The 14265-nt window shown below is 43.2% G+C and carries 16 protein-coding genes; 9 read left to right on the top strand and 7 right to left on the bottom strand.

The window, feature by feature from the left end:
• Positions 1-34: 34 nt before the first annotated feature.
• On the top strand, positions 35-625 hold the full coding sequence (locus PN499_RS26890) for an anti-sigma factor family protein (RefSeq protein WP_272036340.1): 591 nt from the start codon (positions 35-37) through the stop codon (positions 623-625).
• Positions 626-948: 323 nt separating this feature from the next.
• Positions 949-1650 (top strand): CsgG/HfaB family protein, encoded by a 702-nt coding sequence (locus PN499_RS26885; protein ID WP_272036338.1) that lies wholly within the window; start codon positions 949-951, stop codon positions 1648-1650.
• 176 nt (positions 1651-1826) lie between these two features.
• Here the strand turns inward: PN499_RS26885 and PN499_RS26880 are convergent, their stop codons facing one another.
• Positions 1827-4088 carry a PP2C family protein-serine/threonine phosphatase gene (locus PN499_RS26880; RefSeq protein WP_272036336.1) on the bottom strand — a complete coding sequence of 754 codons (2262 nt, stop codon included), beginning with the start codon at positions 4086-4088 and terminating at the stop codon, positions 1827-1829.
• Between the two features lie 267 nt (positions 4089-4355).
• On the opposite strand from PN499_RS26880, the gene PN499_RS26875 reads away from it, so the two are divergent.
• The gene (locus PN499_RS26875; protein WP_272036334.1) at positions 4356-4748 is read left to right on the top strand and encodes a hypothetical protein; all 393 of its coding nucleotides are present in this window, start codon (positions 4356-4358) and stop codon (positions 4746-4748) included.
• 5 nt (positions 4749-4753) lie between these two features.
• On the opposite strand, the gene ndhM is transcribed toward PN499_RS26875, so the two are convergent.
• Positions 4754-5098 carry an NAD(P)H-quinone oxidoreductase subunit M gene (gene ndhM, locus PN499_RS26870; protein WP_007357740.1) on the bottom strand — a complete coding sequence of 115 codons (345 nt, stop codon included), beginning with the start codon at positions 5096-5098 and terminating at the stop codon, positions 4754-4756.
• A gap of 63 nt (positions 5099-5161) precedes the next feature.
• On the opposite strand from ndhM, the gene PN499_RS26865 reads away from it, so the two are divergent.
• The gene (locus tag PN499_RS26865; RefSeq protein ID WP_272036330.1) at positions 5162-6331 is read left to right on the top strand and encodes an AAA family ATPase; all 1170 of its coding nucleotides are present in this window, start codon (positions 5162-5164) and stop codon (positions 6329-6331) included.
• On the top strand, positions 6325-6951 hold the full coding sequence (locus PN499_RS26860) for a DUF4276 family protein (protein ID WP_272036328.1): 627 nt from the start codon (positions 6325-6327) through the stop codon (positions 6949-6951). Before PN499_RS26865 ends, PN499_RS26860 begins: the two co-directional genes overlap by 7 nt.
• A gap of 14 nt (positions 6952-6965) precedes the next feature.
• Here PN499_RS26860 and PN499_RS26855 read toward each other — a convergent pair whose 3' ends face one another.
• A complete protein-coding gene (locus PN499_RS26855; protein ID WP_272036326.1) occupies positions 6966-7541 on the bottom strand; it encodes a TerD family protein in 576 nt (191 codons plus the stop codon).
• A 207-nt stretch (positions 7542-7748) separates the two neighbouring features.
• On the bottom strand, positions 7749-8552 hold the full coding sequence (locus PN499_RS26850) for a radical SAM protein (RefSeq protein ID WP_272036324.1): 804 nt from the start codon (positions 8550-8552) through the stop codon (positions 7749-7751).
• A 55-nt stretch (positions 8553-8607) separates the two neighbouring features.
• Here PN499_RS26850 and PN499_RS26845 point away from each other — a divergent pair, with 55 nt between their 5' ends.
• The 4 genes from PN499_RS26845 (at position 8608) to darG (ending at position 12962) form a co-directional block, all read left to right on the top strand.
• On the top strand, positions 8608-9387 hold the full coding sequence (locus tag PN499_RS26845) for an ion transporter (protein WP_007357746.1): 780 nt from the start codon (positions 8608-8610) through the stop codon (positions 9385-9387).
• 269 nt (positions 9388-9656) lie between these two features.
• Positions 9657-11051 (top strand): tRNA uridine-5-carboxymethylaminomethyl(34) synthesis GTPase MnmE, encoded by a 1395-nt coding sequence (gene mnmE / locus PN499_RS26840; RefSeq protein ID WP_272036321.1) that lies wholly within the window; start codon positions 9657-9659, stop codon positions 11049-11051.
• A gap of 147 nt (positions 11052-11198) precedes the next feature.
• Positions 11199-11831, top strand: a complete 633-nt coding sequence (gene darT / locus PN499_RS26835; protein WP_272036319.1) for a type II toxin-antitoxin system toxin DNA ADP-ribosyl transferase DarT — start codon at positions 11199-11201, stop codon at positions 11829-11831.
• A gap of 75 nt (positions 11832-11906) precedes the next feature.
• Positions 11907-12962 (top strand): type II toxin-antitoxin system antitoxin DNA ADP-ribosyl glycohydrolase DarG, encoded by a 1056-nt coding sequence (gene darG, locus PN499_RS26830; protein WP_272036317.1) that lies wholly within the window; start codon positions 11907-11909, stop codon positions 12960-12962.
• A 19-nt stretch (positions 12963-12981) separates the two neighbouring features.
• Here darG and PN499_RS26825 read toward each other — a convergent pair whose 3' ends face one another.
• From PN499_RS26825 to PN499_RS26815, 3 genes are all read right to left on the bottom strand, one after another.
• The gene (locus PN499_RS26825; RefSeq protein ID WP_272036315.1) at positions 12982-13317 is read right to left on the bottom strand and encodes a DUF5615 family PIN-like protein; all 336 of its coding nucleotides are present in this window, start codon (positions 13315-13317) and stop codon (positions 12982-12984) included.
• Entirely contained in the window at positions 13310-13636 is a 327-nt protein-coding gene (locus PN499_RS26820; protein WP_334311722.1) for a DUF433 domain-containing protein, read from the bottom strand. Before PN499_RS26820 ends, PN499_RS26825 begins: the two co-directional genes overlap by 8 nt.
• A 132-nt stretch (positions 13637-13768) precedes the next feature.
• Positions 13769-14122 carry a response regulator transcription factor gene (locus PN499_RS26815; protein ID WP_272036377.1) on the bottom strand — a complete coding sequence of 118 codons (354 nt, stop codon included), beginning with the start codon at positions 14120-14122 and terminating at the stop codon, positions 13769-13771.
• Positions 14123-14265 lie beyond the last annotated feature (143 nt).

Genomic DNA, 14265 nt, shown 5'->3' with positions numbered 1-14265 from the left:
GTGAGTTCCGAAATTCCATGAGGTGGTGTGACTAATGAATCCTAAATTTGAGTCCGATAAAAATCATCAAGAGCACTTCCTACGGGATTCACTAACTAGGAATCCAGCTTCTAACAATCAACGGCAGGGTGCCATAAACACTATGATGCGAGATCGCTTTGAATTGCTGAGTGCCTACCTGGATGGTGAAGTGACGGCTGCTGAACGCCGCCAAGTTGAAGAGTGGCTAGCCGCAGATCCCTCGGTTCGCGGCTTATACAATCGATTGCTGTCTTTGCGACACGAGTTACAGGTAATGCCTGTACCACCTGCACAGCAACCTGCACAAGATTTGGCAAATCGGGTTTTCCAACAAGTTGACCGCAAGCGGAATCGGACTCTGGTTTGGGGAGGAAGTGCGATCGCGGCGATGTTTGTGGCGATGATGTCTGGTATTGTATCCGACCAACAATTATTTTCTCCACAGTTGGCCGGAGCTCCAGTTCCTGCCACTGCTGATGGCTTGATGCTCGCTTTGAATGAGCCTGTAATGGATATAGTGAATCCTAATGATTTGATGTTAACTGTGAACGAGCCTGTGGTAGAAATTCCCAAGCCGCGTTCAGGAGTTTCTAGAGGGCAGTAATTGGTAATAGTTAACTGTTAACTGTTAACTGTTAACTGTTAACTGTAATTGGTAATTGGTAATTGGTAATTGGTAATTGGTAATTGCTGATTGGTAATTGCTGATTGCTAAGTAGAGGTGAAAAAGTTAATCACTATATAGCGATTATATTTTAGCCGATCGCTATTTTTTAGCGATCGCGTCCTGAATTTTTTATTTAACTAAAAGTTTAACTCAAAGTAGCAGAGTTGTTAGGGTAGGCTTTTATCAAAATTAGCCTGACATCCGGCTAGCGGGTGAATTATTCTGGAAGCTAGTAAAGTTCACTTCGAGGAGAAATATAGATGAAAGTTACCTGGATGACTCGTTTAATGCGAATTTCCCTAGCAGCTCTACTATTCACCGCTGCATCTCTACCAGCCACACTCGCACCCGCCGCTAGCGAACCAGCACAGAGACAAGCTCAAGCTGGTCAGAAAAAGCGCCTCGTAGTCATGGACTTTGAGTATGGCACCAGCAATAGCTATTACAGCTCTTACAGAGGCGTAGGAGCCGCCAAAGGCATTAGCGAAATGCTGATTAACGAACTTGTCAACAATGGCACTTACACCGTAGTCGATCGCAGCAAACTAGAGCAAGTTCTCAGACAGAAAAACAGGGTAGCATCAGTCGATGCAGCTACAGCAGCAGAAATCGGCAAGGAACTAGGTGTAGACGCGGTACTAATCGGTACTATTACTCGATTTAACGTCGATAAGCAGTCAGGAGGTGGCGGCGGTTTTATGGGAATAGGCGGGAGTTCCTCTAAAACCAAAGCCAATGTCCAGATTGACGCGCGGCTGATTAGCACTACTACTGGCGATATCCTGGCTACTGCTAAAGGTATAGGAGAAGCAGATCAAAGCGAAAGTAGTGTTTCTGTAAGAGGTATTAGCGGTAACTCTTCTAGTGGTACTAACGAGGACGATCTTTTGAGTACCGCAGTTCAGAAAGCAGTAGCACAAATGGTAATTAAACTGTCGGAAGTTTCTACGAAAATCCCTTAATTAAGTAGAAGATAGAAGGCAGAAGACAACACAGTTAACAGTTAATATTTAACTTAGGACTTACGCTGATGGCTCCAGAAACCGGGTTTTTGAGAGCATCTGTGGATAATGGCGAAGTATTTTCGTAAAAAAACCCGGTTTCTGTGGTTGGGTGCGTAAGTCTTGATAACTGTTAACTAATTACATTTTTGCACTAAGTTAGGGTCAAGATTGGGGTCAATCTTATTAAGAGTTGCCTCTTCTTCTTTAATCCATCCTGTTTCTCCCGGTTTTAGTTTCGAGGCTTCAGGTTCAAAAGTTGCTTTGATTGTCGGGGAAGCCGTAGGAGTGGCTGCTGAGGGAGAGGGTTTGCTCTGATTTTTAGTAACTTTTGCTAAATCTTTAGGAGTATTGAGCTTAATTTGATTTGAGTTAACTTGGTCGGGAAGAGAGCAAACTTTTACCTCCAGCCAAGTTCCCTGTTCATTAAATTCTGTGTTGATAACTTCCAAAATACTGCCCGGCGGAACTGTACCTTTAACCTCAGATTGATCTAATTTGGTACTCAAAATTAAGCGCTCGTTCTTGATTCCCGGATCTGGTTTAAATTCAATTACATCTCCAGCTTTAAATAAGGAGACAACAGCAGTAGGAACTGGAGTTGCAGGGGATGGGCTAACAGGATCTATAATAGGATTCTCAGCAGAACTTCCCTGAAACCAACGATTGGCAACTTCACTAAAATCTGGGTTAAAAAAGTAAGCCAAAGGCATTCCCCCCAATACTAAGAGCAATAAAATACCTAGTAAATAAGGTAGTGGGCTTTGATTTTTAGGACGGGGGAAAAACTGGGTTTTCAAGGACGAATTGCCCCCGGCATTTTGGATGCTAAAGTTGGGGGCGGCATTATCATCTTCATCAGGGGCATAAGTGGGAACGTCTAAGGGGGCGATGGATAATTCTGTTAGGGTACTGCCCTCTTCTTTTGGTCTTACTTGACAGTAGATCAGAGCGATCGTGACATTATCGTGCCCATTTCTGGTATTTGCTATTTCAATTAATCGGTCTTTGACCTTGGCGACATTAGTAGTGCCATCTAGAATGGGGAGAATTTCATTTTCCCAGCATTCATCAATCCGCTCTTTATCGCTTAAACCGTCGGAACATAGTAGAAAAATGCAGTCTTCGTCTACAGGAAAGCGCTGTACTGTGGGGTGGAGAGTTGCTGAGGAGGTGATGCCTAAAGCTTGGACGAGGGCCCCGGCGGCTACTTGTTGTAAGGCATCTCGATAAAGAGCGTAACCGAGCCGGACTTCGCGGCAGGCGACATCATCATCTAGAGTAACTTGGCGGCAACTGCTGCGGGTAATCCAGTAGGCTCTGCTATCACCGACGTGGGCGATGTAGAGTTCGTGGGCGTGGGCGATCGCCATGACAACGGTGGTGCCCATGCGCTGGCGGAGTTGTCGGTGTTCGCTGTCGTTGCGCCCGGAGATGGCATCGTTAGCGGCGCAGGCGGAGCGTTCTAATTTAGCGGTTAGGGATTGGGGGTCGCAATTGGCGGGGTGCAGCAGCATAAGCTGTACGCGATCGCGAAGTGTGGTAACGGCAAGTTCGGAGGCGACTTCTCCTCCGTCTTGTCCGCCAATACCATCGCAGACGATCGCGCAGGCTTCTGAACCGGGAGATACTTTGATGGCTGTACCATTGGGGGGGTAGCAAGCGTCTTCGTTGTGGGAGCGGGTGGGGCCGGTGTCCGTGCCGGTGGCGATGTAAATTGTCCGCTCGAGCGATCGCCCGCATAAGGCTAGGGCTTTATCTAACTGACCGATTAGTTGTTCGGCTGTTCGCACTTGACCTGCGGTCATTTGCTGGCACAGTTGTCTTAAAAAACTGGCGATCGTGGGGTGGGCACTTCCCACCCATTGCTGCCATAATTGGCCCAAATGAGAAAAGTTGGGGGCTTTTTGATCGGGCTGTAATTCTAATAACCGTAGTAAGGGCCCTTCTACTCGCAGCAGTTGGGGGGTAATTAGGGTAGTAGCGACTGCTTGAGAGCTGCACGGTTGCCAGAGTTGAGCGATTTGCCATAGCCAAGACAATTGGCGCATGGCTGTGGCGTTTTTCCAGGCGATCGCTAATTCTGGCATTAAGCCTTCGCCGGTTGTCGATAGCGGGCCATTTTCTAATAGCCAGATGTCGCTGCCGAGTTTAGTAGTCGTGCGGGGGATTACGCCGTACACTTCGGGTACGTGGAGGCGATGGGGAAATAGCCTCAGATAGGGTGTGATAAAGCCCGGAATGTCTTCGGGCATTTCGGGATATTGTTCGGATTGAGTATCGAGCAGAATTCGGTCGCCCTTCAATAGGTAGCGACCAGCTATCAGCTCTCCAGGCCGACAGGCTTTTATCCCTTCACCGATAGCCCACAAGTAATGTTTTGGCACAGCGTACTGCATAGGGGTTCCTCACGCCTCTCAGCCTAGTGCTGATCTGAACTATTTTAGCCAATTCTGGTCTTTTAATTCCTTGCTATCTCTATTTTGGCGATCGCGCTGTCGATCTGGCAGAAGGAATCAGGAAGAGCGATAATTTGGGAGCGCATCTAGAGAATATACGGCAATGATATGATTTAAGGGGGAAAGCGACACGGAGAATCATTACTCTCCGAGCAGGGATTGAAACAAAACTCAATAAAACGAAACAGGCATTGACAAAGGTACATTATGCCCATTCCCGATTCGAGCCCCTCACCAAAAAAGTCATCCGATCCCAAATTTCTCCCCAGTCTAGAGGTCGATGAGTTGCTGACTACGCTTGAGCATTCTCATGGTTTGTATTACAAAATGATGAATCTTGAGGTTTGGGCGATCGTCGAAACTCTCGATCAGTTTTTCCCTGGTTCTTGGGGACACTTTATGACTAACCGTAAAGTGGCGATGAAGCAGTTTTTGCAGCGCCAGCAAGCTAAAAATGCTGAGGGAAAAGAGGAAGGGAGTAGCGATTTGAGCGATTTAAGCCAGGGGGAGGAAGGTTTAGCGGATGCGATCGATAACTTTGTTCCCCCGCCCTTAGATGAAGACGGGGGGGCGACATCTTCTATTCCCTTTCCTTCTTAAATTGGCTAGACGCTAATCTGAGAGTCAACTTGGGGGAGTCCCATGCTGTAGTTGAGGACGCGGCTATTAAGGTTGTAGCTGATTTGGCCTTGCTGAAGAAGCGATCGCACGAGGTGTTCTAACTCTGAACCAATGCGGCGGAGGTTATATTCTGTTAAGTCTTCGCCGTTATAGCTTTCTACGAGCTCGTCAAATTTGCGGTAAACCTGGTTGAGGGTTTCAGTAGTCCAGTTTAGTTCGTTATCTGGATCGATATCGATAGTCAGAGAGTCTTGGCTGGGCACGAATTCGTTGTTTTCGAGAGTAGCGGTGTAGATGCGGATATGCCGGGTGGTGGATTTGAGCAGCATGGTTCTCGGAGTAAAGAAAGCTTCAGAGTTTATAATAGCTGAGAATTGCGATCGGAGGACAAGGTGGAAGGTAAAAGATTTATTCACTCGCTGCGACTGCAAAATTTCCTTTCTTATGGTAATGAAGAGGAAGAAATCGAACTGCAACCTCTTAATGTTTTGATTGGCCCTAATGCTTCTGGGAAATCTAACCTAATTGAAGCTATTGGAATTTTGAAAGCATTGCCTACAGACCTAGTTGCCCCAATTCGGCAAGGGGGCGGGATTAGTGATTTTTTGTGGAAAGGTGGAAAAGATATTCCTATAGCAAAAATTGAAGCTATTTTGGATTACCCCAAAGGTATAATGCCTCTGCGTTATCAAATTAATTTTACTATAAATGGTCAGAGACTTGAAGTGGTAGACGAGGCGTTAGAAGATATTTCTCCTAGCTCTTCATCGGATTTCTACTATCGTTATAACGACCAAGGAAGCTCAGTTATTAAACTGAAAGGTGAAAACAAGCGGGTTCTAAAACGAGAGAATATCCTTCCAGATCAGTCTATTTTATCTCAAAGAAAAGATCCCGAACAGTACCCAGAAATATTATATTTAGGTAGTAAATTTTCTGACATTAGTTTATATCGAAACTGGCAGACAGGCAGAGATTCAGTAGCAAGAAAGTCTCAGCAAACTGACTTGCCTGAGCATCCTCTTTTAGAAGATGGTAGTAATTTAGGCTTGGTTTTGAATAACTTACAATATCAATTAGGAAGTAGGCAAGTTATTGAAAACTTAAAGAAGTTCTACAATGCAGCCGAAGAAATTAGTATCAAGATTTATGGTGGAACTGTCCAAATATTTATCCGCGAAACTGGATTAACTCAGCCAATCCCTGCTACTCGTCTATCAGATGGAGCACTGCGTTATTTGTTCTTAATGGCTTTATTGCTAGATCCTACTCCACCATCAGTTATTTGTATTGAAGAACCGGAAATTGGTTTACATCCAGATATTTTACCTACCATTGCTGAAATGCTCATCGAAGCTTCACAGCGGACACAATTAATTATTACTACTCATTCGGATGCTTTAGTTTCTGCGCTAATGCCGGAGTCGGTGTTAGTATGCGATCAAGATGAAAGAGGAAGTCACCTACGCCGTCTCGATCCTGAAAGATTGAAAAAATGGCTAGAAAATTATACTCTCGGAGACCTCTGGCGGATGGGAGAAATCGGGGGAAATAAATGGTAAAGGAGATTCGGATTTACATCGAAGGTGGTGGCGATGGTAAGAATACAAAAGGATTAATTCGACAAGGGTTTAGCAGTTTTTTTAACCCCATTAAAGAGATTGTACGCAGTAAAAAAATAGGATGGGAGATCGTTATTTGTGGCTCTCGTAACAATGCTTTCAGGGATTTTAAAAATGCTTTGGAAGATCACCCTGATGCCTTTATTATCCTGCTTGTTGACTCCGAAGCGACTGTAAAAAAGCAGACACCTTGGGAACATTTGAAGTCTAAGGATAATTGGGATGCGCCAGGGGTTGATGATAGTCACTGTCATCTCATGGTTCAAGCGATGGAGGCTTGGTTTATTGCTGACGTTGAGGCTTTAAAAAAATTCTATGGTCAGGGATTTAAAGAAAATTCTATTCCCAAAAATCTCAATGTAGAAACGATTGATAAGGATTTGTTAGAGCCAAGCTTGAAAGCTGCTACCCGTGATACAAAATCAAAAGGCGAATATCACAAGATACAACACGGTTCTAAGCTGTTAGAAATGTTGAATGTTGAGCGGGTTCGCAAAGCTTCTAGTCATTGCGATCGCTTGTTTACAACTCTCAGTGAGATTATAGAATCAAGCTGCTAAATATGGCGATCGCGTCACTTTTCCACATAATACTTTTCAACAAAACTTCGCAATCCTGATTTATATCCTTGTCCTACGGCCTGAAACCTCCAGTCTCCACTCTTTTTATATAAGCGTCCAAATTCTAAGGCTGTCTCGACTGTAAAATTCTCTTTTAATTCGTAGCGAGTTAATTCAACTTTTGTCTGACTATCATAAAGACTGATAAAAGCATTAGAAATTTTGCTAAAGTTCATACCTACTGACTCGGCATCGTGGATAGTAACAATGAGTACAATCTGTTCAATCGCCGTATCCATTTTGGATAAATCAACTCCGTAAAGCGTATTGATGTATCCTTTTCTGGGCGAATAGTTATCGGTAGCTGATTGTCTCACGGAACCATCAAGAGATTTAGTATTATTGTAAAATACTAAATAATCTTCGTGAGGGATTCTGCCATCTGTTCCTAGCATAAATGCTGAAGCGTCAATTTCACAGTTCTTACCTGCTAGATTGGCTTGCCAACCCAAGGCGATCGCTAATTTTTTCAAATTCGGCACTTCTTGAGAAAGATTGAATCTGCCACCTTTAATTAATTGTACAGTCATGGGCTTTTGTTCCTTCCTACTATCTAAGAAAGTTGCTATTTTTGCTAAACGGTTAGTTGGGCTCTTGCCTTTTCAGACTTGGGTTGCGTTTGTCAACCTAATTTTAATGATATCTTTAAATGAGACGTAACATCTGTAGGACTTAGGCAAAACTATATGTAACGCCGCCATCTAGGCGGTAAAGAAACCGCCTAGAAGGCGGCGTTACTAAAGTGTGTGCGGGGCAAAACGCACGGGGATATTAGTTTCTTGTTGAATCTGAGTTGCGATCGCTTCTAATTCGCTAGAACTGACACATTTAAGAATTTGCACGGGGTAAGGACGATCCTCAGCAGTGTGATTTCCTCTCCCATCTAATTGCCGAGTTAAAGGTTTTGGTCGGGTGGGGGTATTGAGTTGAATTTCCGCAGGCGCTAAGGATTGCATTAAACGGATATATTCTGTTTTAGTTATGGCATCCCAGGGTGATAAAACCATTGTTTGAATACCGAACTCTCCATTATATTGTTGCCGAAATTGTTGCAAACCGGTCTGAATACTTTGTAAGTCAATTCCTGGGACGGGACGATTGATGCGCTGGAGGCGATCGCTACTAACTGCATCTAATTTTACCGATACTTTGTCTGCTAAAGCTAGTTCGGAACTTACTTGTGGGTCAGTCAGTAAGGTTCCATTCGTCAATACTGCGATCGCGCGGTGGGTGCATTTTTTGACAGATGCGATAATTTCGCCTAAATTCAAAGCTTGCGTCGGTTCCCCACTACCGCTGAGGGTGATGCTATCTACATCCCAAGGCGCGAAGGATTGTAAATCTTCTAAGATTTGATTGGTAGGGATAAAAATGGCGCGATCGCTGATTTTAACTTCTATCTCTCCCAGTTGACAGTAAACGCAGTTAAAGGAACAGGTAGAAACTGGGCCGATGGGGTCAATACCTAGCGATCGCCCGTATCGCCAAGACTTGACTGGGCCGTAAACTGAGGAAAATTTAGATGTTGTAGTTGATGACATAGCTGTTATCCAATTGGAATTTTAAAATATAAAGACTTTTTCAATTATACCACTTATGTTAACTCGCCAACAGATTGCTTTTTATCTCGAAGATGTTGAAACTCCCGCTGGGAGAGCTGTTAGTTTAATTATTACGGGGCTAATTCTGCTATCTTCAGCGATTTTTGTGGCTGAAACTTACCCTCTTTCTGAACCAGTGAGAATTGAACTTGAAGCTCTTGATATTGCTATTTTAATAATTTTTGCTTTTGAGTATTTAGTCCGTTTTTGGTGTGCGGATGAAAAACTTAAGTTTGTTTTTAAGTTTTTCTCTTTAATTGACTTGCTGGCTATTTTACCATTTTTTCTGGGTATAGTCAATATCAGCTTTCTCCGTATATTTCGGTGGTTTCGGATTTTGCGGCTTCTCCGATTTTTTGAATTCAAAATTTCTATCTTCCGCATCAGCAGCGACGATGGGGTGATTTTTGCCAGGATTTTATTTACGCTGTTTACGATTATCTTTGTTTACTCTGGTTTGATTTATCAAGTTGAACATCCCGTTAATGCTGAGAAATTTAATACTTTCTTGGATGCGGTTTATTTTTCAGTGGTGACAATGACAACTGTGGGATTTGGGGATGTTACTCCGATTTCGGAGACAGGAAGATTCTTAACTGTTTTGATGATTTTGAACGGTATTGCTCTCATTCCTTGGCAATTGGGAGATTTAATTAAGCAATTTGTGAAAACTGCTAATCAGGTAGAAACTGTGTGTAATGGTTGTGGCTTGTCGGTACATGATAAGGATGCTAGATTTTGCAAGAATTGTGGGACTAAGTTGGATAAGGGCTAATTGCTAATTGCTAATTGCTAATTGCTAATTGCTAATGGTAATTGAAAACTGTTATGATATTAAGTAAATGGACATAAATAAACGCTATAAACTGTAAGGTGGGCGCTCGCCTCAACCATCTTCTGCTATGAGTTACAGCCTTTTGCGGCGAGCGCCCACCCTACATTTAATTATGTACTGTTATGATATTAAATCTGGTGGTATAAACATAATTACAGAACAGTTAACCGTTAACCGTTAACAGTTAACCGTTAACAATTGAGAGAAAGATGTCGGAGATATTAACAACAGGTCAGACGATCGCAGCGATCGCGACGGCAATTGTGCCACAACAGGGTAGTGTAGGTATTGTCCGGCTTTCTGGTGAGGAAGCGATCGCGATCGCCCACACCCTATTTCACGCGCCTGGTAATCAATCTTGGGAGTCTCACCGCATTCTCTACGGCTACATCCGTCACCCCCAGTCTCAGCAATTGGTAGATGAAGCCCTATTGTTAATTATGAAGGCTCCGCGCTCTTATACCCGCGAGGATGTGGTGGAATTCCACTGTCACGGGGGAATTATGGCCGTACAACAGGTTTTGCAGTTGTGTCTGGAGTCTGGCGCGAGGTTGGCGCAACCGGGAGAGTTTACGCTACGGGCGTTTTTGAATGGGCGACTGGATTTGAGTCAGGCGGAAAGTGTGGCGGATTTGGTGGGGGCACGATCGCCTGCTGCGGCTCAGGCTGCTTTGGCTGGTTTACAGGGGAAATTGGCTACACCCATCCGCGAGTTGAGGGCGACTTGTCTGGATGTGTTGGCTGAAATTGAGGCGCGGATTGACTTTGAGGAAGATTTACCACCCTTGGATGAGGGGGCGATCGCGTTACAAATTCAGCATATTTTGGCGGAATTGTCAAGGATTTTGGCGACGGCTGACTCTGGGGAATTGCTGCGATCGGGTTTAAAAGTGGCGATCGTCGGGCGGCCAAATGTGGGTAAATCCAGTTTGCTGAATGCTTGGAGTCGGTGCGATCGCGCCATTGTGACGGATTTACCAGGGACAACGCGGGATGTCGTGGAATCGCAGTTAGTGGTGGGTGGAATCCCGATTCAGGTGTTGGATACAGCGGGAATTAGGGAGACAGAGGATCGGGTTGAGAAAATTGGGGTAGCGCGATCGCGTCAGGCGGCTGAGTCTGCTGATTTAGTCTTATTAGCGATCGATGCCGCAGCGGGCTGGACAGAGGGCGATCGGGAAATTTACCAACAGGTAAAACATCGCCCGGTAATTTTGATCGTTAATAAAATTGATTTAGTCTCGGAAAATGACTTAGAAATACTTCAATCAAAAATCGAAAATCCCCAATCAAAAATTCTAGCCGCCGCCGCTTATAATCAAGGAATTGAAGATTTAGAACAAGCAATTTTAACTGCTGTTAATGCGGGAGATTTACAAGCTGGAAATTTAGACTTAGCGATTAATCAAAGGCAAGCAGCAGCCTTAACTAGGGCAAAAATTTCTTTGGAACAATGCGCGGATACAATTAACAATCAATTGCCATTGGATTTTTGGACAATCGATTTACGTGGGGCAATTCAAGCTTTAGGAGAAATCACCGGAGAAGGAGTGACAGAATCAGTTTTAGATCGAATTTTTAGTAGATTTTGCATTGGGAAATAGATTGATTAAGTTTACATCTTAGTCCGCGCAGGCGGACTTTGTTTGTGTAGCCGCGATTTCAATCGCCAGGATATTTGGTTTATCTTGTATACAGTTTTACCTAAATCCTAATTGTGTTAGGATTAGGCAAAATAAATTACAATTGCCATGCCAACATTTATCTATCATATTACCCATATCAATAATCTGGAATCCATTGTTAAAGCCGATGGATTATTAGCTTGCAACGCCATGTATGAAGCCGAAGCCGAGTACACTAATATCGCCTACGAGAGTATACAATACCGCCGCGCCACAACTCGCGTACCTTGCAGTGCAGGCGGGGTATTGCATGATTATGTCCCATTCTATTTTGCCCCACGTTCCCCAATGCTCTATGCTATTAGTATGGGAAAAATAGAAGGCTATAGCGAAGGTCAAACTCCCATAATTTACCTAGTTTCTGAAGCAGAAAAGATTGCCGATAGTAATTTACATTTTGCCTTTACAGATGGTCATGCAGTTATAAAATTCACCGATTTTTTTGATGACCTAGAGTATCTGGATGAGGCTATTGATTGGGAAGTTATGAACGCGCGATACTGGTATGATACCGATGAACATCCTGATAGAAAACGCAAGCGTCAAGCTGAGTTTTTAGTTTACAACTTTTTCCCTTGGCAGTTAGTAACAGAAATCGGAGTTAAAAACTACCAAATTAAGACAGAAGTAGATAAAATCTTAGAAAATAATACCACACATCAGCCACCAGTAAAGATTCGCACAGCTTGGTATTATTAAATAGTAAAGATATATGATTTACAATTCAAGATTCACCCAATTTGTTATTATTGAATAAGATCAACAGAAAATATTATGATAGAACTCAAGCAAGGCAACCTCTTAGACGCAGACGCAGAAGCCCTCGTTAATACGGTTAATTGTGTTGGCATTATGGGCAAAGGAATTGCTTTACAATTTAAACAAGCATTTCCCGAAAACTTCCGCCAATACGCACAAGCTTGTCGTAGTAGTAAAGTGCAGCCAGGACAAATGTTTGTAGTTTCTACTGGCAACTTATTTAATCCCCGTTACATTATTAATTTCCCGACAAAACGCCATTGGAAAGGCAATTCACGGATAGAAGATATAGAGATTGGACTTAAAGCACTGATCGCAGAAATTCAGCGATTAAATATTAAGTCTATCGCTATTCCGCCCTTGGGTTGTGGAAACGGTGGTTTATCTTGGACACAGGTAAAACCCTTAATTGAATCAGCTTTTATTGACTTACCAAATGTAAAAGTTTTGCTGTTTGCACCACAGAATACTCCTCAAGTTGATAGAATGCGGGTAGCTACAGAAAAACCCAAAATGACTCGCGCCCGTGCCTTGTATATTCGCTTGCTAGAATTATATGGGCTTCCTGGTTATCGGTTAACAATGCTAGAAATTCAAAAATTAGCATATTTTCTTCAAGTTGCAGGGGAACCCCTAAAGTTGCAGTATGCTAGGGACAAATACGGCCCTTATGCTAATAATCTCCATCATGTCTTTCAAACATTAGAAGGACATTATATCAGAGGTTATGGAGATCGAAGCCAAGAGGCGCAGGTTTATGTATTACCAGAAGGGAAAAAAGCGGCAGAAACCTTTTTAGAAAATAACCCTGATGCTAATGCTAGATTAGAGCGTGTTAGTAGGTTAATTGAAGGCTTTGAAACTCCTTATGGGATGGAATTATTAGCAACAGTTCACTGGGTGACTAAGGAAGATAATCAAGCAGTAGAAGATGTGGAGAAAGCGATCTCTCTTGTAAAAGAATGGAGTATTCGTAAGGGCGATCTCTTTAAACCTCAACATATCCGCAAAGCATGGCAGCGTCTTCGTGAGGAAAACTGGTTATTTCATATCAACTGCGATTTTGAATGATTAAAAAGAGACGATAATATCAAATAAATTCAACTCGCCCGCGTATCTCTTCCGGTTCTACATACTCCCAAATTAAAATTAAACTTCGCACAATTTCTCCAATTGGCCGACTATTCTGCTGACAATAAACTATACCATTATGAATAACCCCATCTTGATTCAGCCGCAAGAAATCTGTATCCTGAGTAAAAATAACCCGGTCTTGTTCAAGCGCAAAAGCAATTTGTTCCTCATCTGGAAACCCCATCAATCCTGCTGATGGCGTAGTTGTCACATCAATGCCACGCCGTCGTAAACTTTCAGCGATCGCATTACTAACATTTTCATCCAAATGAAAGCGAATAGTTTCAGACATTACGATTTTTTAATTTGTCCTGAAGTAGAGAAGGAGTTTGCGCCTGCATCTGGCCGGCAAAAGCTCGATCTTCTCTAATTTGTTGTCTGATTTCTTCCCGACAATCGTGATAATACGCCAAAGCAGCATAGACATCAGCTAAAGTAATTGAGGGATAGTGATAAACAATTTCATCGGCAGAAAGTCCCATATCTTCATACCAAATCGCAATATCCTGTACCTTAATTCGGTGTCCGGCAATACGCGGTTTCCCGCCACAAACACCCGGAGTAATTTCAATATGTTCTTGGATTACCGATGGCATAGGCATCTGAGTCATAATTTTTTTGCACAATACGGAACCAGATACTATTTTAACAAAAACAGAAGCGGTACGGATAGCACTCGCACTTATTTTTGGCGGCTATCGCGTCGCGTAGCAAAAACAGCACCTCCACGACAATTTCACCCCCTACGATCGCAAAAATTGTTTCACAGTTCCTACAAGTTCTCGCGGCCCGAAAGGTTTAGCAATGTAAGCATCTGCTCCTTGTTTAATACCCCAATAACGATCGAACTCTTCCCCCTTAACCGAGCAAAATACTATGGGTATATTCTGCGTTAGAGGATTATTTTTGAGTCGGCGGCAAACCTCAAATCCATTCATTCCTGGCATCACGATGTCTAAAATTATTAAATCTGGGCAATTTACCTCTATTTTCTCGATTGCCTCAACTCCATCGCTTGCCTCAATCACATTGATGCCGCTACCTTTGAGAAGGTTTGAGATCATCTCCCGATGCGAGTGTTGATCGTCTACAACTATAACTCAATACGGTTCAGTTAAGGCTTAAATAGTGGTAAATTAGGTATGGTGTCCAAAAATGGAGAGCAAGTAAGGTGCATCTCAAAGAATTTTCATTAGTATCTCCCAAAATCCCAAGTACGGAGATATTCAAGGCCATAGAG

The sequence above is a fragment of the Kamptonema animale CS-326 genome (genome assembly GCF_028330895.1).
GTDB lineage: Bacteria > Cyanobacteriota > Cyanobacteriia > Cyanobacteriales > Microcoleaceae > Kamptonema > Kamptonema formosum.
The sequence above is the reverse complement of the archived record's forward strand: the minus strand, read 5'-3'. Positions and strand labels throughout refer to the sequence as shown.